The sequence below is a fragment of the Bacteroides sp. OM08-11 genome (assembly GCF_003438665.1).
GTDB classification, from domain to species: Bacteria; Bacteroidota; Bacteroidia; order Bacteroidales; family Bacteroidaceae; genus Bacteroides; species Bacteroides cutis.
Map to the genome: position 1 here is coordinate 458,331 of NZ_QSTJ01000002.1, position 24,390 is coordinate 482,720.

The 24,390-nt window shown below is 39.3% G+C and carries 20 protein-coding genes; 12 read left to right on the forward strand and 8 right to left on the reverse strand.

The window, feature by feature from the left end; translation table 11 throughout:
- Nucleotides 1-35: 35 nt before the first annotated feature.
- A complete protein-coding gene (locus tag DXC10_RS05640; RefSeq protein WP_101543050.1) occupies nt 36-476 on the reverse strand; it encodes a DUF6078 family protein in 441 nt (146 codons plus the stop codon).
- Between the two features lie 123 nt (nt 477-599).
- On the opposite strand from DXC10_RS05640, the gene coaW reads away from it, so the two are divergent.
- From coaW to DXC10_RS05675, 7 genes are all read left to right on the forward strand, one after another.
- A complete protein-coding gene (gene coaW / locus DXC10_RS05645) occupies nt 600-1,430 on the forward strand; it encodes a type II pantothenate kinase (protein ID WP_101543051.1) in 831 nt (276 codons plus the stop codon).
- A gap of 112 nt (nt 1,431-1,542) precedes the next feature.
- Nucleotides 1,543-3,339, forward strand: coding sequence for a 30S ribosomal protein S1 (gene rpsA / locus DXC10_RS05650; RefSeq protein ID WP_101543052.1), 1,797 nt, complete (start codon nt 1,543-1,545; stop codon nt 3,337-3,339).
- A 232-nt stretch (nt 3,340-3,571) separates the two neighbouring features.
- Nucleotides 3,572-4,330 carry a hypothetical protein gene (locus tag DXC10_RS05655; RefSeq protein WP_233519880.1) on the forward strand — a complete coding sequence of 253 codons (759 nt, stop codon included), beginning with the start codon at nt 3,572-3,574 and terminating at the stop codon, nt 4,328-4,330.
- A 30-nt stretch (nt 4,331-4,360) separates the two neighbouring features.
- A complete protein-coding gene (locus DXC10_RS05660; protein ID WP_101543054.1) occupies nt 4,361-5,275 on the forward strand; it encodes a ribonuclease Z in 915 nt (304 codons plus the stop codon).
- Between the two features lie 56 nt (nt 5,276-5,331).
- Nucleotides 5,332-5,886: an RNA polymerase sigma factor gene (locus DXC10_RS05665; RefSeq protein WP_101543055.1), complete on the forward strand. Its 555-nt coding sequence runs from the start codon at nt 5,332-5,334 to the stop codon at nt 5,884-5,886.
- A 48-nt stretch (nt 5,887-5,934) separates the two neighbouring features.
- Entirely contained in the window at nt 5,935-6,309 is a 375-nt protein-coding gene (locus DXC10_RS05670; RefSeq protein WP_101543056.1) for a hypothetical protein, read from the forward strand.
- A 30-nt stretch (nt 6,310-6,339) separates the two neighbouring features.
- Complete coding sequence (locus DXC10_RS05675) at nt 6,340-6,804, forward strand: hypothetical protein (protein WP_101543057.1); 465 nt, start codon at nt 6,340-6,342, stop codon at nt 6,802-6,804.
- Between the two features lie 91 nt (nt 6,805-6,895).
- Here DXC10_RS05675 and mazG read toward each other — a convergent pair whose 3' ends face one another.
- Together mazG and DXC10_RS05685 are read right to left on the reverse strand one after the other, a co-directional pair.
- Nucleotides 6,896-7,690 (reverse strand): nucleoside triphosphate pyrophosphohydrolase, encoded by a 795-nt coding sequence (mazG, locus tag DXC10_RS05680; RefSeq protein ID WP_101543433.1) that lies wholly within the window; start codon nt 7,688-7,690, stop codon nt 6,896-6,898.
- 41 nt (nt 7,691-7,731) lie between these two features.
- Complete coding sequence (locus DXC10_RS05685) at nt 7,732-8,778, reverse strand: DUF3810 domain-containing protein (protein WP_101543058.1); 1,047 nt, start codon at nt 8,776-8,778, stop codon at nt 7,732-7,734.
- Nucleotides 8,779-9,267: 489 nt separating this feature from the next.
- Here DXC10_RS05685 and DXC10_RS05690 point away from each other — a divergent pair, with 489 nt between their 5' ends.
- Entirely contained in the window at nt 9,268-11,901 is a 2,634-nt protein-coding gene (locus tag DXC10_RS05690) for a valine--tRNA ligase (RefSeq protein ID WP_101543059.1), read from the forward strand.
- 164 nt (nt 11,902-12,065) lie between these two features.
- On the opposite strand, the gene DXC10_RS05695 is transcribed toward DXC10_RS05690, so the two are convergent.
- The 5 genes from DXC10_RS05695 to DXC10_RS05715 form a co-directional block, all read right to left on the reverse strand.
- Nucleotides 12,066-12,512 carry a hypothetical protein gene (locus tag DXC10_RS05695; protein WP_117737478.1) on the reverse strand — a complete coding sequence of 149 codons (447 nt, stop codon included), beginning with the start codon at nt 12,510-12,512 and terminating at the stop codon, nt 12,066-12,068.
- A gap of 116 nt (nt 12,513-12,628) precedes the next feature.
- Nucleotides 12,629-13,729 (reverse strand): DUF6340 family protein, encoded by a 1,101-nt coding sequence (locus DXC10_RS05700; RefSeq protein WP_101543436.1) that lies wholly within the window; start codon nt 13,727-13,729, stop codon nt 12,629-12,631.
- A 113-nt stretch (nt 13,730-13,842) separates the two neighbouring features.
- Nucleotides 13,843-17,139, reverse strand: coding sequence for a preprotein translocase subunit SecA (gene secA, locus DXC10_RS05705; protein ID WP_101543061.1), 3,297 nt, complete (start codon nt 17,137-17,139; stop codon nt 13,843-13,845).
- 143 nt (nt 17,140-17,282) lie between these two features.
- Nucleotides 17,283-18,851: an alkaline phosphatase family protein gene (locus DXC10_RS05710; protein ID WP_101543062.1), complete on the reverse strand. Its 1,569-nt coding sequence runs from the start codon at nt 18,849-18,851 to the stop codon at nt 17,283-17,285.
- An 18-nt stretch (nt 18,852-18,869) separates the two neighbouring features.
- Entirely contained in the window at nt 18,870-20,102 is a 1,233-nt protein-coding gene (locus DXC10_RS05715; RefSeq protein ID WP_117737479.1) for a DUF4105 domain-containing protein, read from the reverse strand.
- 308 nt (nt 20,103-20,410) lie between these two features.
- Here DXC10_RS05715 and DXC10_RS05720 point away from each other — a divergent pair, with 308 nt between their 5' ends.
- The 4 genes from DXC10_RS05720 to lptC are packed head-to-tail and all read left to right on the forward strand — an operon-like array spanning nt 20,411 to nt 24,387.
- Nucleotides 20,411-21,142, forward strand: coding sequence for a type III pantothenate kinase (locus DXC10_RS05720; protein ID WP_101543064.1), 732 nt, complete (start codon nt 20,411-20,413; stop codon nt 21,140-21,142).
- A complete protein-coding gene (locus tag DXC10_RS05725) occupies nt 21,129-22,391 on the forward strand; it encodes a hypothetical protein (protein ID WP_101543065.1) in 1,263 nt (420 codons plus the stop codon). Before DXC10_RS05720 ends, DXC10_RS05725 begins: the two co-directional genes overlap by 14 nt.
- A 38-nt stretch (nt 22,392-22,429) precedes the next feature.
- Entirely contained in the window at nt 22,430-23,752 is a 1,323-nt protein-coding gene (locus DXC10_RS05730; RefSeq protein ID WP_101543066.1) for a lipopolysaccharide assembly protein LapB, read from the forward strand.
- A gap of 5 nt (nt 23,753-23,757) precedes the next feature.
- A complete protein-coding gene (gene lptC, locus DXC10_RS05735; protein ID WP_101543067.1) occupies nt 23,758-24,387 on the forward strand; it encodes an LPS export ABC transporter periplasmic protein LptC in 630 nt (209 codons plus the stop codon).
- The last annotated feature ends 3 nt before the right edge of the window (nt 24,388-24,390 follow it).

The window sequence follows — 24,390 nt, forward strand, 5'->3', positions numbered from 1 at the left end:
TCTATGGCACAACTGTGCCACCCTATTGGCACAAACTACCAACAATAGTCTTTCACGTATGAATCAAACTCCAAAGAACCGTTTGCACCGTATTCTTTGAAAATAGCCAATACTTTCTGCTGTTCATCGGGAGAGAGCAGGCGTTCGCCTTTGCGTATGCGATAGTAAGTCCTTCTGCTAAATAGATTAATCAGGCGGGCAATGACGTATTTAGTCTGTTTGTTCGGTAAATTTCCTAAAATATCGACGAATCCTTTAGCAAACTGTACTTTGACGGAGCTGCGATAATAAGCACAGTCACCCTGCTGCGAAGCAATGCGTTTAGGGCTGACGATAGTCCAGAACTCAGATGTATTTGTGACGCATTGTTCTACTAGTTGACGTAAACAACTGGATGCCAGTGGGCACTTGCGGTTGAGACATAATGCGTAGTCGGTGGGTACTTTGGTTGGGTTGAAGTTATTCGTTTCTGCCATGATTTTTAATTTTATAAATTGTGTAAAAGTACTCTTTCTTTTGGGTATTCGTATATTATTTATGATAGAATTCTATTAGAGCAGTCTATTTTTGTACCTTTGCCGCAAATACAATGATTGGCTATGGGAATTGTAATCGGTATAGATGTAGGTGGCAGTACTACAAAAATAGTGGGCATCAATGGGGGACAAATTGAATCTCCTATGTTTATTACGGCTACCGACCCGGTGACGTCTTTGTTCGGAGCATTCGGGAAATATATATATGATAAAGGTATTAATCTGTCCGATGTGGAGCAGGTGATGCTGACCGGTGTGGGTAGTGCTTTTATTGACAGTTCGCTCTACGGGCTTCCTACTCGTAAGACGGATGAATTTATAGCTAATGCTTTGGGGGCACGCCATGCAATGGATATAGATCAGTTGATAGTGGTCAGTATGGGAACGGGAACGTCGTTTGTACGTGTTGACGGCGATGAAATTCAGCATATTGGAGGTATGGGAATTGGTGGCGGAACGTTACAAGGACTTTCGCGGTTATTACTGAAAACACATGATATTCATCAGGTGGCGGAATTAGCTTCCCGGGGGGATGTGACCCGTGTGAATTTACAGATTGGAGATATTTGCAACAAAGCCTTGCCCGATTTGCCTGTTAATGCTACCGCTTCCTTGTTTGGAAAAACAGACAGTAATGCTTCTCAGGAAGATATTGCATGTGGAGTTATTTATATGGTATTGCAAACCATCGGTGGAGCGGCTGTACTTGCCGCATTGAACAGCCCTATCAAAGATTTTGTTTTAATCGGTAACCTGGCTCAGTTGCCCCAGTGTAGGGAAGTCTTTCCAAAAATGGAAGATATTTATCACGTTCGCTTTCATATTCCTCTTTATGCTGAGTACCGTACTGCGATAGGGGCGGCGTTGGCATATATAAATAAGGTGATAATGTGATATTTCATAGATTATTTTGCCATTCAAGAAAATACTTCTATCTTTGCGCCCGATTTAATATGAGTCAACATAAAGTCTCACTTAATTAACGAGTTAAACAATTTATTTATTAATGGAAAATTTAAAAAATGTTGCTCCCATTGAAGATTTCAATTGGGATGCTTACGAAAATGGCGAAGCCGTAACAACAGCAAGTCACGAAGACTTGGAAAAAGCGTATGACAACACGCTGAACAAGGTTAACGACCGCGAGGTAGTTGACGGAACCGTAATCGCAATGAACAAGCGTGAAGTAGTTGTGAACATCGGTTACAAATCAGACGGTATCATTCCTTTGAATGAATTCCGTTACAATCCTGATTTGAAGATTGGTGATACTGTAGAAGTATACATCGAAAACCAGGAAGACAAAAAAGGACAGCTGGTTCTGTCTCACCGTAAAGCCCGTGCTACTCGTTCTTGGGATCGTGTGAACGCTGCTTTGGAAAACGAAGAAATTATTAAGGGTTACATCAAGTGCCGCACCAAGGGTGGTATGATTGTAGACGTATTCGGCATCGAGGCTTTCTTGCCGGGTTCTCAAATTGATGTGAAACCTATCCGCGATTACGATGTATTCGTTGGCAAAACTATGGAATTCAAGGTTGTTAAGATCAATCAGGAATTCAAGAATGTGGTTGTTTCTCACAAAGCTCTTATCGAGGCTGAACTGGAACAACAGAAGAAAGAAATCATCGGTAAACTCGAAAAAGGACAGGTTCTCGAAGGTACCGTTAAGAATATCACTTCCTATGGTGTATTTATCGACCTGGGTGGCGTAGATGGTTTGATCCACATTACTGACCTTTCTTGGGGCCGTGTCAGCGATCCGAAAGAAGTGGTTGAACTCGACCAGAAACTCAACGTTGTTATCCTCGACTTCGACGACGAGAAGAAACGTATCGCTCTTGGTTTGAAACAACTTACTCCTCATCCTTGGGATGCTCTTGATCCTGACTTGAAGGTAGGTGATCACGTAAAGGGCAAAGTAGTTGTTATGGCTGACTATGGAGCATTCATTGAAATTGCTGCCGGTGTTGAAGGTCTGATCCACGTATCTGAAATGTCTTGGAGCCAGCACTTGCGTTCTGCACAAGACTTTATGAAGGTAGGTGACGAAGTTGAAGCTGTAGTGTTGACTTTGGATCGTGAAGAACGTAAGATGTCTCTCGGTATTAAACAACTGAAGGCTGATCCTTGGGAAACTATTGAAGAAAAGTATCCTATTGGCTCTAAACATACAGCTAAGGTACGTAACTTCACTAACTTCGGCGTATTCGTAGAAATCGAAGAAGGTGTAGACGGTTTGATTCATATCTCTGACCTGTCTTGGACGAAGAAGGTTAAACATCCTTCTGAATTTACTCAGATTGGTGCAGATATCGACGTACAGGTTCTGGAAATTGACAAAGAAAACCGTCGTTTGAGTCTTGGTCACAAGCAGCTTGAAGAAAATCCTTGGGACGTATTTGAAACTGTATTTACAGTAGGTTCTGTACACGAAGGTACTATTATCGAAATGCTGGATAAGGGTGCTGTAGTTGCCTTGCCTTATGGTGTAGAAGGTTTCGCTACTCCGAAACACCTCGTTAAGGAAGATGGTTCACAAGCTCAGTTGGATGAGAAACTTGAATTCAAAGTTATCGAGTTTAACAAGGATGCTAAGCGTATCATTCTTTCTCACAGCCGTATCTTCGAAGATGCTGCCAAGGCAGAAGAAAGAGCAGAAAAGAAGGCTTCTAAAAAGTCAACCGGTAGTAAGAGGGAAGAAGCTGCTTCTTCAATCCAAAATCAAGCTGCTTCTACTACTTTGGGTGATATCGACGCTTTGGCTGCTTTGAAAGAACAGATGGAAGCTGGAAAGAAATAATTCTTTTATATATAGATAATAAGGTAGGGGCGCTTGTACAGAACAAGCGCCCTTTCTTGTTTTTTATGCCGGTAGAATTTTATGGAATAGGGGATGTTTCTTTATTTTATGTTTATCTTTGCAAGGTAAGAAATCGTAAAGAAGATTTTTTCTTAGGTCTCTTAAAGAAGATAAATCAATAACTTAATTTTAATTCACTATGCAAAACATCATCAGAATCTCAGGTAAAATTATGCTGTTAACTTGTTTGTCACTAATGTTGCTTACTAGTTGCAGTCAAAAATCCAAACTTAAATTAGCAATAGAAGTAGCCGGTAAACAATGTCCTATTAGTGTGGGAGTGGCAGGTGAAGTGACAAGTATTGATTTCGATGGTGCAGATGTAGTGTATTCCATGTCGATGAATGAAGATTATATCAATTTGGAAGCTCTGGGAAAGACACCTGATGCCATGAAGTCGGGAGTGTCTGCTATGTTCAACAATCCAAAAGGTGAAATCAAGAAAATGCTGGAATTGGTGGTTGCTTCCCAATCTGGAATTAAATTTATATATAAAGGGAAAACTACGGGAAAAGAGGTAGAATGCTATTTGAATACGGAAGATTTAAAAAAAATCCTGGACCAGGATATGAGTCAGGAAGAAAGTGACCGTCAAAAGTTGGAAGAGTTGGTGAAAGTAACGAATGTTTCGTGTCCGATGAAAGTGGATGAAGCCACTACTCTTGACAAATTGACAATAGAATCGGACAATGTGGTTTATAACTATACGATTGATGAAGAAGCTGTTGATCTGAATGTTTTGAAAGGCAATGAGGGACAAATGAAACAAAATATTAAAGGTTCTTTAAATATATCTGAACCGGCTATAAAAATGTTCTTGGAAGCATGTATAAAAGATAATAAAAGATTGATTTATCGATATAAGGGTGATATTTCCGGCCAAATTATGGAATGTATATTTGAGGTTTCGGAGATAAAGGCGCTTTTTTAAATCGGGATAAGGATTGTTCTGTCTTCGTTAATGGAAAAATTTGAATTACACATTTTGGGTTGTGGGTCGGCGTTGCCCACAACCCGGCATTTCCCTACATCACAAATAGTGAATGTACGCGATAAATTGTTTATGATTGATTGTGGGGAAGGGGCGCAATTGCAGTTTCGCAAGTCACGCTTGAAGTTTTCACGGTTGAATACTATTTTTATATCCCATCTACATGGCGATCATTGTTTTGGCCTGTTGGGATTGGTTTCTACGCTCAATCTGTTGGGACGTACGGCAGAATTGCATATTTATTCTCCCAAAGGATTGGAAGGATTAATGGCTCCCATGTTGAGCTACTTCAATCATCAAATGACATATAAAATCCTTTTCCATGAGTTCGAAACTAAAGAACAGATGGTGATTTATGAAGATCGTTCATTAACCGTAACTACTATTCCTTTGCGTCACAGACTACCTTGTTGTGGTTTTCTGTTTGCTGAAAAGCAACGTCCTAATCATATCTTGCGTGATATGATAGACTTTTACCAAGTACCTGTATACGAGTTAAATCGTATTAAGAATGGGGCCGATTATGTAACTCCCGAAGGAGAGATTATAGCCAATACGCGTTTGACTCGTCCTGCAGTACTTCCTCGCAGTTATGCTTATTGTTCGGATACCATTTTTTTGCCTTCCATTGTGGAACAGATAAGAGGAGTGGATTTGCTGTTTCATGAAGCAACGTTTGCCGATGAAGATACTCCACGTGCAAAGGAGACCTTTCATACAACGGCTGCACAGGCAGCAGAGATTGCCCGTGAAGCTGGAGTGAAAAAGTTACTTATTGGACACTTTTCTGCACGCTATGAGGACGAAAGTATTCTGCTGGAAGAAGCTTCCGCTATTTTCCCAAATACACAACTTGCCAAAGAAACGCTTTGTATATCGGTATAAATTAAACTTTTAGTATCTTTGTCTGTCTAAAAAGACATAAATGTGAATAGATTTGTATGAACCCTTCCTATAACGAACGTGAAGTGTTGGCACTTTTGCAAGATGAAAGTACACAGAAGCGGGGATTTGAGATGATTGTGGCGCAGTATAGCGAACAGCTGTACTGGCAAATTCGTCGGTTGGTATTTTCTCATGAAGATGCCAATGATTTGCTTCAGAATACTTTTATTAAAGCATGGATGAATATTGATTATTTCCGGGCGGAGGCAAAACTCTCCACCTGGCTCTATCGTATTGCTTTGAATGAGTGCCTTACATTTTTGAATAAACAGCGAGCTACGGCTACAGTTTCATTGGATGATCCTGAAGCTGATGTTCTTCAAAAATTAGAGAGTGATCCCTATTTTTCGGGAGACAAGGTGCAGAAAACTTTACAAAGAGCTTTGCTTACCTTGCCGGAGAAACAACGTATGGTGTTTAACCTGAAATATTATCAGGAAATGAAGTATGAGCAGATGTCGGAAATCTTTGGAACATCTGTGGGAGCTTTGAAGGCTTCTTATCATCATGCCGTGAAGAAAATAGAGAAGTTTTTGGGAGAAGAAGATTAAACCTTTAATGTGAAAAGTTGTCTAATTAAACAGAGAGGAGAAGAGCTTATGAAAGAAGAGGATAATATATTGAAGAAAGTGGGGACGGGAAATGTTTTTAATGTTCCCGACGGATATTTTGAAAATCTTACTTCGGAGATTATGGACCGGCTTCCCGAAAAAGAGAAGGTCATTGTTAAGGAAAAGGTACCTACGATGTGGGATAGAGTGAAGCCGTGGGCTTATATGGCTGCTATGTTTGTAGGTGCGGCGCTGATTATCCGCGTTGCTTCTTCAAATCATACTCCGGTTGATACTGCAGGAGATCGTATGGCTGCGGATGATACGGAAATGGAAATGGAATACATCAACATCGCTGTGGATAATTCCATGATGGACGATTATTCATTATATGTCTATCTGGCAGACTCTGAAACAGAATGATGTACTTACAACTTAACTGATTAAGAAGAAATGAAAAAACTGATTGTTTTATTTGTTATAGTATGTAGTCTTGCCCCTGTGCTGTGGGCTGCTGATGGGTGTGACCAGCATTTGTCTCCTACGGAATTCCGTGCTAAACAAAAGGCGTATATTATGGAGAAAGCGGGATTGACAAAAGAAGAGGCTGTCAAATTTTTCCCGATGTATTTTGAGTTGCAGGATAAGAAGAAAGAGCTGAATGATAAAGCTTGGGAATTAATCCGCAAGGGAAAAAATGAAAAGACTACTGAAGCCCAATATGCGGAAATAATGGAAGGAGTATACGATGCCCGTATCGCTTCCGATCGTTTAGAAAAGACTTATTTCGATAAATTCAAGAGAGTACTTTCTGCCAAGAAACTCTATTTGGTTCAAAAGGCTGAGATGCGTTTTCATCGGGATTTGCTGAAAGGAATGCAGCGTGGTGGGGGAAAAGATAGAGCTCCGAAACGGTAGTCGGACAGGAAATAAAACAACACATCATCTATAATGAAACAGATGATGTGTTGAAGTAAAATAGATTATTTGTTTAGTGTGAACAGGTAATCTATTTTGGGGTTTCTAAAATTTTTGCTTCATTCCATAGTTTATCCATTTCCTCCAGCGTCATGTCGTGCAAGTTTTTACCTTCTTTGATGCTATGTGCTTCTACATAGTTGAAACGATGGATGAATTTTTGATTGGTCCTCTCCAATGCATTATCCGGATTGATTTTATAGAGACGTGCAGCATTGATAAGACTGAACATGACATCACCAAATTCTGCTTCTGCTTTGTCTTTATCCATGTGGACTACTTCTGTTTGAAATTCTTGTATCTCTTCTTTTACCTTATCCCATACTTGTTCGCGCTCTTCCCAATCGAAGCCGACATTACGTGCTTTGTCTTGGATACGATAAGCCTTGATGAGTGACGGTAGGGAGGTGGGTACACCACTTAAAACGGTTTTGTTGCCACCTTTTTCTTTCAGTTTCAGTTGTTCCCAATTTTCAGAAACCTGTCCGGCTGTTTCGGCTTTTACATCACCGAATACATGCGGATGGCGGAAGATAAGTTTCTCACAAAGGAGGTCGCATACATCTTTTATATCGAAATCACCCGTTTCCGAGCCGATCTTGGCATAGAAAGCCACGTGAAGTAACACATCACCCAGCTCTTTACAGATATCACTTTTGTCATTACGCATCAAGGCGTCGCAAAGTTCGTAGGTTTCTTCAATGGTATTGGGGCGCAGGCTTTCGTTCGTCTGTTTGCGATCCCAGGGACATTTCTCGCGTAATTCATCGAGTATGTCAAGGAAGCGTCCAAAGGCTTCCATTTGTTCTTTTCTTGTAGACATGATATAATTATATTTAGTGATCAATATTCAATACTTTACTTTAATTATTGTTTTCGGTTCTCATAGGAAATAAGTAATCCTATTACTTCGGAATAATTCTTTCGTCCACTTTTTATTTTATTTCCTTTCAGATACAAGTCGTATATCCAATTCTGAATATCTCCAATAATAGGGCTATACTTCTCCATCCAATATTTTTGATTAGTTCTTGCCAGCTCGATGATTTCAGGACGTATACGGTTCAGAAGTTCCGTATATTCTTCTTTATTCATCAATTGATGGGCATTACTTAATACATGCGAGAGAATAGAGAAATAACCACTGAAACGAATGCTCTGGACTTCTGAACGAGTACAGACCTGATAGGCGTAAAAATTGGCTTCTGCTTCGCTGGTGATACCCAACAGATGTGCCAGTTCGTGACTGTAGGTGGCGGGGTATTGTGAAGGTAACAAGTCTCCGTTCAGCGTGAATTCGCAAAAAAAAGGTCCCATACTACCGGTGACACCCACCTTGGAAATCAACGGGGTGAAGAACATAGTTTTGACACGCGGTGATTGATGGGGAGGACGATGTATGCCCAGTGTATCACTGATATAGTTATAGCTTCGAACACATTCTTTGCAAACAAGTGGTTCGTTGATGGAAGTTATATCGGTATAGGAAGCGTTCAGGTTGGCAATGTATGTATCTATAAATTTCCGAAAATTTTCGGGAGTATAGGCGGTATAGGGAATACCTGTCCGTTCGTAAAAATTTGGTTGTGAATAGTTCAATCCCCATGCCAGATAAAACCATACATATACCCACAATAGATACTCAAAATTGTTCAACAGAATATGTTTCCATATCTTCTTCAGATGGCAACGCGCGTAAATAGGATATAGGATAATTCCGGCTATACTGAGAAAAATGAATAAATCACCAATGGCAAATGGAAACAAATTAGAAAATGCAGATAGACAGTAGGAGATGGTTGGATATGCAGATTTAGCATAAAATTCTCCAAAAAACGGAATGAGTTGTGTGCCCCATGTAATAAACAATAGTACACTTAATATTACATATCTGATTTTTAGCTTACATCTCATTCTGGATATTGTTTAGTATGGACAAAAATATGCAATAATTAAACGTTACATAGAAAAATAGCTCTATTTTTGCGAAAAATCTGTTAATCAATCGATGGAGTCAACGACATCAAGTATTGTAATTATTATTTATGGTTGAATAAAACGAAATAGAATGTTATTGTAGAAATTGTGTTTTGCATGACTTTGGTTGACTTGGTATTGTTGAGTTGTGTTAGAGGAGACTTTCTTTTGCTATAGGCCTTATTGAAAAATAATGTGATGTTTCTTTGTAGAGATTTTTACCTGTATTGAATATGGTGAAATTTTCTCTTGGATGTTAGGAAATTGGGTATTTATGCCTGTTATTTTTTATGGCGTGACTCTTTCTGAAGGTTAGAAATTGTCTTTCCATGAGCAGAAACAACCTGAGGGTAGCAAGATTTAAATTTTAATTCATTAATTTTGTGCCCATTATTCGCAATAAATTAATTATAGAGATTTTATAATATGGAATTAGCAAGTAAGTACAACCCCGCTGACGTGGAGGGAAAGTGGTATCAATATTGGTTGGACCACAAATTATTTAGTTCGAAACCCGATGGTCGTGAGCCTTACACCATCGTTATTCCTCCTCCTAACGTCACTGGCGTGTTGCACATGGGACACATGCTTAATAATACCATTCAAGATATTCTGGTTCGCCGTGCGCGTATGGAAGGTAAGAATGCTTGTTGGGTACCGGGTACAGACCATGCTTCTATCGCTACTGAAGCAAAGGTTGTAAATAAACTGGCAGCACAGGGAATCAAGAAAACAGATCTTACCCGTGATGAATTTCTGAAACATGCTTGGGAATGGACAGATGAACATGGCGGTATCATTTTGAAACAACTTCGTAAACTGGGTGCTTCCTGTGATTGGGATCGTACCGCTTTTACAATGGACGAAAAACGTAGCGAAAGTGTACTCAAGGTATTTGTCGATTTGTATAATAAAGGGCTGATTTATCGGGGGGTCCGTATGGTAAATTGGGATCCGAAAGCTTTGACTGCCCTTTCTGATGAGGAGGTTATCTATAAGGAAGAACACAGTAAGCTATATTATCTGAAGTATATGGTAGAGGATGATCCCGAAGGACGTTATGCAGTAGTGGCCACTACTCGTCCCGAGACTATTATGGGAGATACTGCCATGTGTATCAATCCTAATGACCCGAAAAATACCTGGTTGAAAGGTAAGAAAGTTATTGTACCTTTGGTGGGTCGTGTTATTCCGGTTATTGAAGATGATTATGTAGATATTGAGTTTGGTACAGGTTGTTTGAAAGTAACTCCTGCCCATGATGTGAATGACTATATGTTGGGCGAGAAATATAATTTGCCTAGTATTGACATTTTTAATGATAACGGTACACTTAGTGAAGTAGCCGGTTTATATGTCGGTATGGATCGGTTCGATGTACGTGAACAGATTGAGAAAGATCTTGCTGCTGCCGGATTATTGGAGAAAGTGGAAGCTTATACCAATAAAGTAGGCTTTTCTGAACGTACTAATGTAGCTATCGAACCAAAGCTCTCTATGCAGTGGTTCCTGAAGATGCAACATTTTGCAGATATGGCGTTGCCACCGGTGATGAATGATGAACTGAAATTCTATCCTGCTAAATATAAGAATACTTATAAATACTGGATGGAGAATATTAAGGATTGGTGTATCAGCCGCCAGTTGTGGTGGGGACATCGTATTCCTGCTTATTTCCTCCCGGAGGGTGGTTATGTAGTAGCCACTTCTATTGAAGAAGCTTTGAAACTGGCAAAAGAAAAAACGGGTAATAATGCTCTGACTAAAGCTGACTTGCGTCAGGATGAGGATTGCTTGGATACTTGGTTCTCTTCTTGGTTGTGGCCTATTTCCCTATTTGATGGTATCAATAACCCGGATAATGAAGAAATCAACTATTATTATCCTACCAGTGATTTGGTAACAGGACCGGATATCATCTTTTTCTGGGTAGCCCGAATGATTATGGCGGGTTATGAGTATGAGGGTAAAATGCCGTTCAAAAATGTGTACTTCACAGGTATCGTTCGTGACAAACAGGGACGCAAAATGTCTAAGTCACTCGGAAACTCTCCTGATCCATTGGAACTGATTGAAAGATTTGGCGCTGATGGTGTGCGTATGGGAATGATGCTTTCGGCTCCTGCCGGTAATGATATTCTTTTTGATGATGCGCTTTGTGAACAAGGACGTAATTTCTGCAATAAGATATGGAATGCATTCCGCTTGATTAAGGGATGGGAAGTAAGTGTGGAGGTTGTAGTGCCCGAGTCTGCGGAACTGGCAATGCGTTGGTTCGAGACTAAACAAAGTGCAGTAGCTGCTGAAGTAGCGGATTTGTTCAGCAAGTATCGTTTGAGTGAAGCATTGATGGCTGTTTATAAATTGTTCTGGGATGAGTTCTCTTCCTGGTATTTGGAAATGATTAAGCCCGTTTATGGTCAACCTATCAGTAAGAAGGTATATGAAACGACTATTGCTTACTTTGATAATTTACTACATCTGTTGCATCCTTTCATGCCGTTTATTACGGAAGAGTTGTGGCAGCATATTTCAGACCGTAAGGAAGGTGAGAGCTTGATGGTAAGCCCTATTTCTTCTACTATCAAGATGGATGAGACCATTGAACAGCAATTTGAGGTAGTAAAGGAGATTATCAGTAGTGTTCGTTCCATTCGTTTACAGAAGAACATCGCTCAGAAAGAAACGTTGGAGTTGCAGATTGTTGGTGAAAATCCAGTTGTTGTCTTTAATTCTGTTATAATGAAGATGTGTAATCTTTCGGTCATCGATGTAGTAGAAAATAAATCAGACGGTGCCGCTTCATTTATGGTTGGGACAACGGAATATGCAGTTCCTTTAGGTAATATGATTGATGTGGAGGCTGAAATAGCCCGTATGGAAGCTGAGTTGAAACATAAGGAAAGTTTCTTACAGGGAGTCATGAAGAAATTGAGTAATGAAAAGTTTGTAAATAATGCACCTGCTGCTGTCCTTGAGTTGGAACGCAAAAAACAAGCGGATGCTGAAAGTATCATCAATTCTTTAAAGGAAAGTATTGCTGCTCTGAAGAAAATCTGATTTTTGTATTTTTTAAATAGATATGAAAAGAGTCCGGATTCTTAAGTTCGGACTCTTTTTATTATAGGATACTAAATAAAGTATATCTTCTAGGAGTATTAATATACAAAAATAGTCCTTGCAATTTTTATACTACAAGGACTACAATATATTGGATTTGATATCTATTTTTCTAATAACTCTTTCAGGAAAGTGTCCAGTTCTTCATCCAGACCCTTCAGGAGCTCCTCGTTTACCAATAACGTGTCATCATCCATCAACAAGAGTTCGGTAATGGTCTCTTTATCTTCGTCTACCAAAACAAAAGAGAAAGGTTTCATGATAGTCAATTTATCAAAAAGACCATTATTTTTCAGGTTACAAAGAAGGTTACTCAGGGCACGCTCCAGACTTTCATAAAAATCATCCCCTTCATAAGACATCCATTCCTCGATGGTAGTATTTGCTAATTCTTCATCTTCATCATCGAGAATGGTAAATTCACCGGTACTTTGATTGGCTTGGATATGAATATCTGTGACAATAGATTGCTCACAACCACAAGTATACTTGCTGATTGCTCGTTTTATGGTAACTTCGAGGATAGATAATACTGATTGACCGACTTTCATAATTACTTTTCTTTCTTAAGGATGTTCAAAGGTAGGGAAAATAATGAATAATGAGTAATGAATGATGAAAAAAATGTGGAAGTGACTATCAATCTTTCTTCAAACAGCACATTTGATCAAAAATCATTATTAAATCGTTGCATTTGCATATTCAGACGTGATATTCCTTCCTTTCTTATCTTCAACTCGGTTACATATAAAGTAGTAAACATATAATTAGGGAAATCTCCTACTCCCAATTGTGACGAGTCACGTTTGTCTATTTCATCTATCTTACGTGCTTCAACTTGAGCTTTTAAGGCCCAGTCAGTAGCAATTTCTATACTGTCCTGCATTTCATAACCTAAAGCCAGATTATAGGCAGCTCGCATTTTCTGTTTACCTTTTTTAGTTTGATAGGTTTGTTTCCATAACTCAATAGCTTTATTCCATTGTTTTTCCTTGACATAAACAGCGGCATCACGCATGTTTACAGATCCCCCAGTAAACATATACCGGTTGGCTGTTTCCCAATGTGGAAGAAGATGCTTTACCGGAACTGTTCCTGCAAACTCTGAAGCCTCTTTTAACATATCCTTCTCACTGATAAGATGTGTAAGCACAAAAGTCTCCGTACCTCCTATTGCATCCCAGAAAATACTATCATTACTATTGACAACCACCATAGGACCTTTGCGATTGGGTAAGTAAACCTTTATGGTAGGATAAACCTTCATGTCTATGGTACCATAATATGCTCCTATATCAGGTATAAAATTTATTCTACGGATAGAATGCATTTGTATATTCTCTAATGCTATTAAGAAATCTACATCAAGACTTTGAGTTAATTCATTTACTTCATCCTTAGTCAAGGTGTTTTCGCGGGGGGTGATATCCTTGGCGCGCAATGCCGAGTCGCAGATTACAATTTCATTGAAGTAATTTTCTGCAGCAAGTGCATTTGCCAATGCTTCGGTGGTAATAGTAGCGTCACCATTGTAGTAGTCCACTTTTCGTGCTATCTCTGTTTCACTCTTCTTTTTATCTTCTTCGCTAGCTATAAGTTTATTGTCCGGTACTTCGGGCATGTTGTTAACAATAGCAACCCGTTTCAGGGTTTCAGGGAAACTAACCTCTGCAGGGAGCATATAGTCGATTGAAAGTTGTTCTACACTTTGACATCCACTAAAAAGCAATAAGCTGAACAATAGCAGGTAATAAGAATATTTGGTCATAGTCTTCATTCTTTGTTCTGAAAGCAAAAGTAATCTTTTTACTCGGATAACAAAAAGCCTCGAACAGTTTTTAACCGTTCAAGGCTTTTATTAGTGATTGGCCGATTAGCTGTTTATGCATTCTTTCCGTGGCAGTTCTTATATTTCTTACCACTTCCGCAAGGACAAGGGTCATTACGTCCTACTGTTTTTTCCGCACGGATAGGTTCGCGTTTCACTTGCTCACGTGTGTCTTGTTGTGCAGCTGCCTGTTGGTTCGGATCACTCAAGTCTTGTTTCTGTTCGCGATACTTACTTAAGTCTTGACGTTGTTCCGGTGTTGCCTGACGGATTTCTTGAGGCTCCTGTACTGGTATTTGTCCACGCATCAGGATAGAAACTGTTTGGTTGTTAATCTTATCAACCATGACATCAAACAGATTTACAGACTCCAACTTATAGATCAACAATGGGTCTTTCTGTTCATAGCTGGCATTTTGTACGGAATGTTTCAGCTCATCCAGTTCACGCAGATTTTCTTTCCAAGCCTCATCGATAACATGTAACAGAATGGATTTTTCAAATGATTTTACCACTTCCTTACATTCACTGTCGTAAGCAGCCTTTAGGTTACAGGAAATATTGTACATACGCTTACCGTCTGTGATAGGGATAAGAATATTTTCGTACATATGCCCTTGGTTTTCGTAAACTTGTTTGATAACTGGATAGGCAATCTGTGCCATACGCTCAGTTTTACGTTTGAAAAGTTCCATAGCAGAATCGAATGCTCTATCAGCCAGTTTTTCTTTTTTCTCGTTACGGAATTCTTCTTCTGTAAACGGAGTTTCCATTGCCAGTGTTTGCAACAGATCCATTTTGCAATCCTCGTATGTCGGAGTTTCGATAGCATTGGCACAACGATCCCAAATCATATTTACGATATCCATACCGATACGTTCGCCCATCAAGGCATGGCGGCGCTTGGTATAAACTACGGTACGTTGCTTGTTCATAACGTCGTCATATTCCAACAAACGTTTACGGATACCGAAATTGTTTTCTTCCACTTTCTTCTGTGCACGTTCGATAGATTTGGAGATCATACTATGTTCAATCATTTCGCCTTCCTTGAAACCGAGCCTATCCATTACACTGGCAATACGGTCGGAAGAGAATAGACGCATCAGATCATCTTCCAGAGAAACGAAGAATACAGATGACCCCGGGTCACCCTGTCGTCCGGCACGACCACGCAACTGGCGGTCTACACGACGTGACTCGTGACGTTCTGTACCGATGATGGCAAGACCACCCGCAGCCTTTACTTCTGGACTTAACTTGATATCGGTACCACGACCTGCCATGTTGGTAGCGATGGTTACCGCACAACTTAAACCGGCTTTTGCTACGATATCCGCTTCTTTTTGATGTAACTTCGCATTTAATACATTGTGCTCAATCTTACGCATAGTCAACATCTTACTCAGCATTTCAGAGATTTCAACGGAGGTAGTACCTACCAATACTGGGCGTCCGGCTGCTACCATCTTTTCAATTTCCTCAATAACAGCTTTATATTTTTCGCGTTTTGTTTTGTAAACACGGTCGTTCATATCATTGCGGGCAATGGGACGATTTGTCGGGATAACGACCACATCGAGCTTATAGATGTCCCAGAGCTCACCTGCTTCCGTCTCGGCAGTACCAGTCATACCGGACAACTTATGATACATGCGGAAATAGTTCTGTAGTGTGATTGTTGCGAACGTTTGTGTCGCAGCTTCCACTTTAACACCTTCCTTGGCCTCAATAGCCTGATGCAAACCATCGGAATAACGACGGCCTTCCATGATACGTCCAGTCTGTTCATCTACAATCTTCACCTGACCATCGATTACTACATATTCGTCATCTTTCTCAAACATGGTATAAGCCTTCAATAACTGATTGATAGTGTGTACACGTTCTGATTTGATGGCAAAGTTTGTCATTAGTTCGTCTTTCTTTTCCAGACGTTGTTCATCTGTCAGCTCTTTCTCATTTTCCAGTTCGGAAAGTTGAGCAGTGATGTCCGGTAATACGAAGAAAGTTGGATCTTCGGAATTACCACTAATCAAGTCCACACCCTTATCTGTCAGATCTACACTGTTCAACTTTTCATCAATGACGAAGTACAGCGGATCGGTAACTTCATGCATGCGTTTATTATTCTGTTCCATGTAGATTTCCTCAGTCTTAAGCATACCTGCTTTGATACCTTGTTCACTCAGGAACTTAATCAATGCCTTATTCTTCGGCAAACACTTGTGGCTACGATACAGAGCAAGGAACCCTTCTTCTATATCTTTCTTATTATCTGAAGCGATGAGACGCTTGGCATCTGCAAGATATTGCGTAGCCAGTTTCTTTTGAGCTTCCACTAGTCTTTCTACCAGTGGACGGAGTTGTTCAAAGAGTTGATCGTCGCCTTTAGGTACTGGACCGGAAATAATTAACGGAGTACGGGCATCATCAATTAATACAGAGTCTACCTCATCGACGATTGCATAATTATGCTGGCGTTGTACAAGGTCTTTGGGACTGATAGCCATATTATCGCGTAAATAGTCGAAACCAAATTCATTGTTCGTACCGAATGTAATATCTGCCAAATAGGCTTGGCGACGTGCATCAGAGTTGGGTTGATGCTTGTCAATACAGTCTACACTCAAACCGTGAAACATATACAACGGTCCCATCCATTCGGAGTCACGTTTAGCCAAATAATCATTCACAGTTACTACATGTACACCGTTTCCGGTCAGTGCATTGAGAAATACCGGTAAGGTAGCTACCAAAGTTTTACCTTCACCTGTTGCCATTTCAGCAATTTTACCTTTGTGTAATACTACACCACCAAATAACTGTACATCATAATGTACCATATTCCATACTGTATCATTACCGCCGGCCATCCAATGATTCTGGTAGATGGCCTTATCACCATCGATACGTACAAAATCTTTGGTCGTAGCGAGTTGACGGTCAAATTCAGTGGCAGTTACTATGATTTCCTCATTCTCTGCGAAACGTTTAGCTGTTTCCTTCACAATGGAGAAAGCTACAGGTAACACATCGTCAAGAGCTTTTTCATAAATATCGAGAATTTCTTTCTCTATTTTATCTATCTGAGCAAATACTTCTTCACGATCTTCCAATTCAATACTTTCAACACTGGACTTCAGCTCTTCTACTTTGGTACGCTGTTCAGTAGCGGCATCACGGATATAGGCTTTCAGTTCTTCTGTTTTGGCGCGTAGGGCGTCATTGTCAAGTTTGGCAACTTCAGGATAAGCGGCTTTAATTTTGTCTACCCACGGTTTGATTTCTTTCATATCGCGAGTGGATTTATTGCCGAAAATCGAGCTTAAAATTTCATTAAATCCCATTTTATATAATTGTTTTTAATATTATTCAATCTTATGAGTGTACAAAGTTACTGATTTCTATACAGATTATACAGATTTGCATTGATTATTTTAGAGGATTGCGCTCTGAATATTCAGCATGGATTATACGGATAATCACGATTCTAATAATTGAGCGCAGTTGCTATACAGGCGTTTGGCGCCCGAATACGCATGAAATTTGTCAAGGTCGGTGCGATGTGATCTGCACTGACTGGGAGATGGGTAGTTTCAGATTTGATACCTCTGCCCATGAGGATAAGCGGTACTGGTATATCTGCAGCACGTACTACGCGATTGTCAGTACTGTTTTCCTGCATGATGGTCCAACCAGGGAGTACTTCGATGAGTAAATCACCAGAACGCTTGCGGTGGAAGCCATTGCGTATATGTTCTATTTCTGGCGACCAAGATCCCAATAACAACCGATAAGCAGAATATACTTTATTTACACCGCTGAACTGAACTAAAAATTCGGCAGACTTCTCTTGCAGTTTGGCAAGGTTTAATTGCTTATTCTCTATTAACTTATGATTGAGATATATTTGTCGGTCGTAAAATCCTTCTACATATTGTCCTTCACCGTAAGTTGCCATCAGGTACATATTCAATAGAGTAGCACACCGGTTTAGGTAGAATTCTCCACCAGGAACACGATATATCCCTACATCAGCACCTTCTGGATCAGCATATCCGGTAGAAGTGATACATAAAAGTATATTCTGCAAACCCACTTTGCGTTCCAGCATATCCAACAAGTTGGCAATACTACGATCTAGACGGGCATATGTATCTTGCATTTCCATAGCACATTCTTGTATGCTACGATGATTATAGTTTCCTGCGTAATAGGTCAGCGCCAACAAGTCAGTAATATCATCTTTACCGATAGTGCTTTTGTCTAAAATTTCCTCGGCAAAACGATTGATTTCATCATTCACAAGTGGGCTGGTTATTAACCGTCTGAATTTGTTTTCTTTTTCAATTTCAAATTTATACTTAAAGGGAGAAGTTCGCCATTCTGGTAGGAACGTATAATTTGTGATAGGATAGATGGGATTCCATTCTATTTCTTTGATACGAAAGTCGAGGGACTGTTGATCATTGTACTGGCTACCCCACCACGGAAATTCACCGTAATAGGTAGATCCACACCATTTTCCCGTTTTGTTGTTTAGCCAAAAAGCACCATTTCCGGCATGTCCGGCAGAAAGAATGGCAGCATCACGAAAAGGAGCTACGGAATATACCAGAGCTGCGTTTCTTGTCGCTATTTTCAGCTCATCGGTTACAGTAGAGGTCAATAACTGTGAAGGAGAGGAGTTCTCATCGGTGTAGTTACCCATAAATTCAGGATCATCTACACAATTCTTGGGACGTAAAGTTTTGGAATCGAGCCAATGTTTAGCTATGATTCCATTCATTGATGGTGTGGTACCAGTATAAATAGTAGCAATTGCTGAAGCACGATCGATTCCGGAGAAAGGAAATTTTACCTGACGGAACACTTTACCTTCACGTATTAATCTCTTAAACCCTTTTTCTCCGTAAAGGGACGAGAACGCCTCCATATAATCGGTGCGTAACTGGTCGATGGTTAGAGTTACCACCAATTTAGGAACAACAGGTAACGGTTGGGCTTGCAAACCGCTGAATGTTAATGCGAGTATAGAGGTTATCAGTCCTTTTTTCATCGAAATATCCAAATAAAACTATTTTTCATTTTTTTTAGAGGAACGAGAGGTGAGAATTAAGTTGTTTCCTGAACGTATCAGCAAACAAAGTGCCAAAGGTAATATTGCTATTGGAAATTTTTGTGGTATTATTGCCCAAAGCAGTATAAAAAGTGTTAAAACTACAAGGTTGGCTTGCATATACCAACTTCTTTGTCTTTTTCTTATTTTATTTATTATCCATGGTAAACAAAATAAATGCAATGGATGAAAGACGAATAGCAGATAATTGGGGCTGACTGCCGGATGTTGTGAAAGGAAAGTGAGGAATGCAAGAATACATCCTGCTATTCCAGCAGAAAAAAAGAGTATGAGGTCAATACCCCATAAAGTTCTCTGCTGACGAAGACCATAAATAGTAGCAACTGTAACTATGATGAATAACAATAGTGCCGATTGCATTGGCGTGATACCTCCCGATTGGAAATCAATAGCATTTTTCCCCGTTACCACAATTTTTTCTTCAGAAGAGACTAGTGGGCGTATCTGTCCTTTTTTGTCTATAATCCGGGCTGTATTGAAATATTCTTGCAAATAGAATGGTACAAACATCATCAACTTACGATTGATTGGTTTGTCGGCCTGGCTACCCATGCACATGTCCATTCCGAAACGCGACCATAAATGCCCTTCGCTATATTTATGTAGTAAATCTCGAAAAGTGACTCCTGTATCATTATCGGTCATATTGTCAGCATATTGTAAAACACCATCAATGGCTTTTTCTATCTGATCGCGTGGACGGGTCGCACAATTATCGTAAAAGAAGTTGTAGCGATAAACACGGTTTTCTGGACGGTAGTTCTCTTCCAGCAAAGAGATCAACTTCTCTTTTTCCCGAGGAGTGAGGTTCAGTACCTGCTGCCATACGTCACGTCCCTGTGAGTTATATTCACGGGTAAAGTGATTATAGTCGGTCACTCCAAGCTGGTAATCCGTATTTCCTAAAGCAAAGCGGAGAATGAAATGAGGAGCGTCGAAGTTAAATATTCCATAATTGAAGATAACGTCAATGTCCCGCGTGTAATTTTCATATCGAATAGCGGTATGTCCGAAAAGAAAATAAATTTCCCCCCCTGGAGCACATGTCAGTAAACTGATACGGGTAGAATCGGGCGTATCTATCTCTTGAATACCTGTCTGAGCAACACTTACAGAAGAACAGGTTAGGAAGGCGAACAGGTATATGATAAAAATTAAATGCTGTTTCATGGCTGCAAACTTATGGAAAATCTCTGGAATAGCAAGAATTTATTCATCTTAAAAGTTTTCTGTTATTGTTATTTTGAGACACTTGAGTCTGTCGAATGGGTAATCTGATTAAATCTGATGATACTAATATACAATTATAGAAATTGTTTTGTCTTATAATGAATTTTGAAATATGATTTTTTATTTTTTGTAAATGTGAAGGTTTTAAATATAGTCATTGCAGAGTCTTTGTAGAAAGTTAGATAGAAAATAGCTCCTTTATTATAATAAAACACTACCTTTGTCCCCTCAAAGATAAAAATAAGACAGTGAATCTCATTATTGATATAGGAAATACGGTGGCTAAGATTGCGGCGTTCAATGGAAATACATTGCAGGAAGTGATATATGATTCTAATAAAACGTTAGAAAAGTTATCCGCTTTTTGTTGTAAATATATATTTGAAAGAGCGATTGTGGCTACCGTCATAGATCTTGGCAAACAAGCTTTGATACAATTGGAATTATTGTCTGTTCCAGTACTTTGGTTAGATGAAAAAACGTCGCTTCCGATAGAAAACCTTTATGAAACTCCACTGACGCTGGGCTATGACCGTATAGCTGCTGTTGTGGGAGCGAATGAACAATTTCCCGATAAAAATATTCTGGTGATTGACGCCGGTACTTGTATTACATACGAGTTTATTGATGCTACTGGTCGTTATCATGGAGGAAATATCTCTCCGGGCATGCAGATGCGTTTCAGGGCCTTGCATCAGTTTACAGGAAGGCTTCCGCTGGTATCAGCTGAGGGGGAACGGGTATCAATAGGTAAGAATACTGATACGGCTATTCGCGAAGGGGTATTGAAAGGTATTGAACATGAAATTTCAGGTTACATTATGGCTATGAAGCATAAATATGCTGAAGTTTTGGTTTTTTTAACGGGCGGTGATGATTTTTCTTTTGATACAAACTTAAAAAGTATCATCTTTGCAGACAGATTTTTAGTGTTGAAAGGATTAAATAGAATTTTAAACTATAATAATGATAGGATATAGACAAACACTCTTGGTGTTCTTGCTAATAATAGTGTCCGGAGCGATCTTCGCTCAAAATAATACAAACTCTCCTTATACACGATATGGATATGGACAGTTAGCAGACCAAGGTTCAGGTAATAGCAAGGCCATGGGTGGTATTGCATACGGGTTGCGAGATAAATTTCAGACTAATTTCGTGAATCCGGCTTCCTATACGGCGATTGATTCACTTACATTTATTTTCGACGGAGGTATCTCATTGCAAAATACTAATTTTAGCGATGGGAAAGTGAAGAAAAACGCCAAAAATTCCAGTTTCGACTATATTACTATGCAATTCCGTTTGGGTAAATGGGCTGCTATGAGTTTAGGGTTATTACCATATTCGAATGTGGGTTATAGTTTGGGGGAATATCGTGAGAATTCAAAAGTGGAGACTAGTTCGAATACAGTGACATATTCTGGTGAAGGTGGTTTGCATCAACTTTATTTAGGGGCAGGTTTTAAAATATTTAAAAATCTTTCCGTAGGTGCGAATATTTCGTATCTTTGGGGAGATGTAACACGAACTTTGGCGGAACAATTTCCGTCTAATTCATCAATTATGCCACTGACAACAGTATCTAATGTGGCAATAAAGAGTTATAAACTAGATCTTGGTGCACAGTATACACATCAGTTTGGCAAAAAAAATGAAATAACGGTGGGAGCAGTTTTTACACCGGGACATGACTTGAGTAATAATACATATTTTCAAGACCAATTGGGTAACTCCAATACTGGGTCTACTATAACAGTAAGAGATACAACTGTGATTTGTGGAACACCCATGACACTTGGAGTTGGTCTTACGTATACGTACGACAATCGATTGACGGTAGGTGCTGATTTTATGTATCAGAATTGGGGATCGGTGACTTATATGAATGAAGATGATGCTTTCTGTAATCGTACGAAAATATCCGTAGGTGCGGAATTTCTTCCAAATCCGTTGGGGAGAAGTTATTTTGCTCATGTGAAATATCGTTTGGGAGCTTATTATTCTCAACCTTATTATAAAATAAAAGGAGAACGTGCAGCTAACGAATATGGTCTTACTGCCGGTTTTGGACTACCTATTCCGCGTACACGTTCTGTGTTGAGTCTTTCGGCACAATACGTAAGAACAGAAGGGACGAACGCGACTTTTGTGAATGAAAATACATTGCGTATCTGCATTGGAGTGACTTTTAATGAACGTTGGTTCTTTAAACGTAGAGTTGATTAATGGTGAATAGACAATATAACAACTAAAATTTAGATACAATGAAAATTAAAACGCTTGTAGCTATTTTACTCCTTTCGGGTGGAGTAAACAGCGCTTTCGCACAAAATGATTGTAATGCAAACAGTAGTATTTCTCATGAGGCGGTGAAAGCCGGTAATTTTAAAGATGCATATGCTCCTTGTATGGCTGTGCTGAAAGATTGTCCAACATTGAGATATTATACTTTTACTGATGCTCAAAAGATTTTAGTAGGTTTTCTGAATCAGATTAAAGATAGAAATTCTGCTGATTACAAGAAATACTTTGATGAATTGATGAATGTATATGATTTGAGAATGAAATACATTCCTGAATTTATTCAGAAAGGTATGAAAGGCGTACCGAGTGTTGCAGATGCTTTGGGTGCAAAAGCGGTAGACTATATTCAATATGCCCCGCAACCAGATTTGGATCAAGCTTATCAATGGTTAAAAGAATCAATAGAAGCTGAGAAGGCTGGTTCTAAAGGTGCTGTACTTCACTACTTTTTGGATGTTTCTATGCAAAAAGTAAAAGCTGATAATAATTTCACCGATCAGTTCTTCCAGGATTATATTAATGCTTCTCAATATGCTGATGAGGCTATTGCAGCAGAAACTAAACCTGCTACAAAAGCTAATTTGCAGGCAATTAAGGATAATTTGGTAGCAATGTTTATTAATAGTGGTGTTGCCGATTGCGAATCATTACAGAATATTTATGGGCCGAAAGTAGAAGCTAATAAAACTGATTCTGCTTTTTTGAAGAAAACCATTGCTATTTTAAAGATGCAAAAGTGTAATGATAGTGAAGTTTACTTCAAGGCTTCTGAATATTTGTATGCTGTGAATCCGACTGCTGACGCAGCTGTTGGTGTAGCATATATGTACTATAAGAAAAATGATTTTGATAATGCTGTGAAGTTTTTTGATGAGGCTCTGAATATGGAAACTGACAGCAAAAAGAAAGCAGAAATGGCATATGCTACTGCTGCAGCTTTATGGCAGGCCAAGAAGTTGTCTCAGGCAAGGACATATGCTCAAAAAGCTATTAACTTTAATGAAAGTTATGGTGAACCCTATATTTTGCTGGCGCAAATGTATGGAGCTAATCCTAATTGGAGTGACGAACCTGCATTAAATAAGTGTACGTATTTTGTGGTTATTGACAAGTTGCAACGTGCTAAAGCCGTTGATCCGAGTGTGACGGATAAAGTAAACGAATTAATATCAACGTATGCACGTCATACTCCGCAAGCTAAAGACCTCTTTATGTTAGGTTATAAAGCCGGTGATCGTATCACTATTGGCGGTTGGATAGGTGAGTCTACAACCATTCGATAGAGAATATGTTGTTACAACTCGATAACGTTGTCAATCTTAAAAATATGAGCATAACCATTGTCCTTACGGCAATGGTTATGTTTCTTTTATTTTCTTCCTGTTCGGGAGGAAAAAAAGACTTGGGTGCTGCGATTACTGAACGTGATTCATTACCTGTAATGGATACCCGGGGGGTGACGACATTGGTTTCAGACTCGGGAGTTACCCGTTACAGGGTTAATACGGAAGAATGGCTGATTTTTGATCGTAAATCACCTTCTTATTGGGCATTTGAAAAAGGAATATACCTAGAGAAATTTGATTCTTTGTTTCAAGTGGAAGCCAGTATAAAAGCTGACACTGCTTATCATTATGATAAGGAACGGCTATGGAAGTTGATGGGAAATGTTCACATCCAGAATTTGAAAGGTGAGAAATTCGATACGGAACTACTATATTGGGATCAGAATAAACATAAGGTATATTCTGATAAAAGGGTACGTATTGAACAACCTGATCAGGTTATTTATGCCATAGGTTTTGAATCGGATGAGCAGTTGAATAAATATCGCTTTTTTAAGACGGAGGGTATCTTTTATGTAGATGAGGAAAATACAGCTCCAATGGATACTTTGCAGAACGATAGCATCAAATAGCAG

Coding starts and splice junctions, on each gene's coding strand:
- DXC10_RS05640 (WP_101543050.1), bottom strand. CDS start 476: ATGGCAGAAACGAATAACTTCAACCCAACCAAAGTACCCACCGACTAC.
- coaW (WP_101543051.1), top strand. CDS start 600: ATGGGAATTGTAATCGGTATAGATGTAGGTGGCAGTACTACAAAAATA.
- rpsA (WP_101543052.1), top strand. CDS start 1,543: ATGGAAAATTTAAAAAATGTTGCTCCCATTGAAGATTTCAATTGGGAT.
- DXC10_RS05655 (WP_233519880.1), top strand. CDS start 3,572: ATGCTGTTAACTTGTTTGTCACTAATGTTGCTTACTAGTTGCAGTCAA.
- DXC10_RS05660 (WP_101543054.1), top strand. CDS start 4,361: ATGGAAAAATTTGAATTACACATTTTGGGTTGTGGGTCGGCGTTGCCC.
- DXC10_RS05665 (WP_101543055.1), top strand. CDS start 5,332: ATGAACCCTTCCTATAACGAACGTGAAGTGTTGGCACTTTTGCAAGAT.
- DXC10_RS05670 (WP_101543056.1), top strand. CDS start 5,935: ATGAAAGAAGAGGATAATATATTGAAGAAAGTGGGGACGGGAAATGTT.
- DXC10_RS05675 (WP_101543057.1), top strand. CDS start 6,340: ATGAAAAAACTGATTGTTTTATTTGTTATAGTATGTAGTCTTGCCCCT.
- DXC10_RS05685 (WP_101543058.1), bottom strand. CDS start 8,778: ATGAGATGTAAGCTAAAAATCAGATATGTAATATTAAGTGTACTATTG.
- DXC10_RS05690 (WP_101543059.1), top strand. CDS start 9,268: ATGGAATTAGCAAGTAAGTACAACCCCGCTGACGTGGAGGGAAAGTGG.
- DXC10_RS05695 (WP_117737478.1), bottom strand. CDS start 12,512: ATGAAAGTCGGTCAATCAGTATTATCTATCCTCGAAGTTACCATAAAA.
- DXC10_RS05700 (WP_101543436.1), bottom strand. CDS start 13,729: ATGACCAAATATTCTTATTACCTGCTATTGTTCAGCTTATTGCTTTTT.
- secA (WP_101543061.1), bottom strand. CDS start 17,139: ATGGGATTTAATGAAATTTTAAGCTCGATTTTCGGCAATAAATCCACT.
- DXC10_RS05710 (WP_101543062.1), bottom strand. CDS start 18,851: ATGAAAAAAGGACTGATAACCTCTATACTCGCATTAACATTCAGCGGT.
- DXC10_RS05715 (WP_117737479.1), bottom strand. CDS start 20,102: ATGAAACAGCATTTAATTTTTATCATATACCTGTTCGCCTTCCTAACC.
- DXC10_RS05725 (WP_101543065.1), top strand. CDS start 21,129: ATGATAGGATATAGACAAACACTCTTGGTGTTCTTGCTAATAATAGTG.
- DXC10_RS05730 (WP_101543066.1), top strand. CDS start 22,430: ATGAAAATTAAAACGCTTGTAGCTATTTTACTCCTTTCGGGTGGAGTA.
- lptC (WP_101543067.1), top strand. CDS start 23,758: ATGTTGTTACAACTCGATAACGTTGTCAATCTTAAAAATATGAGCATA.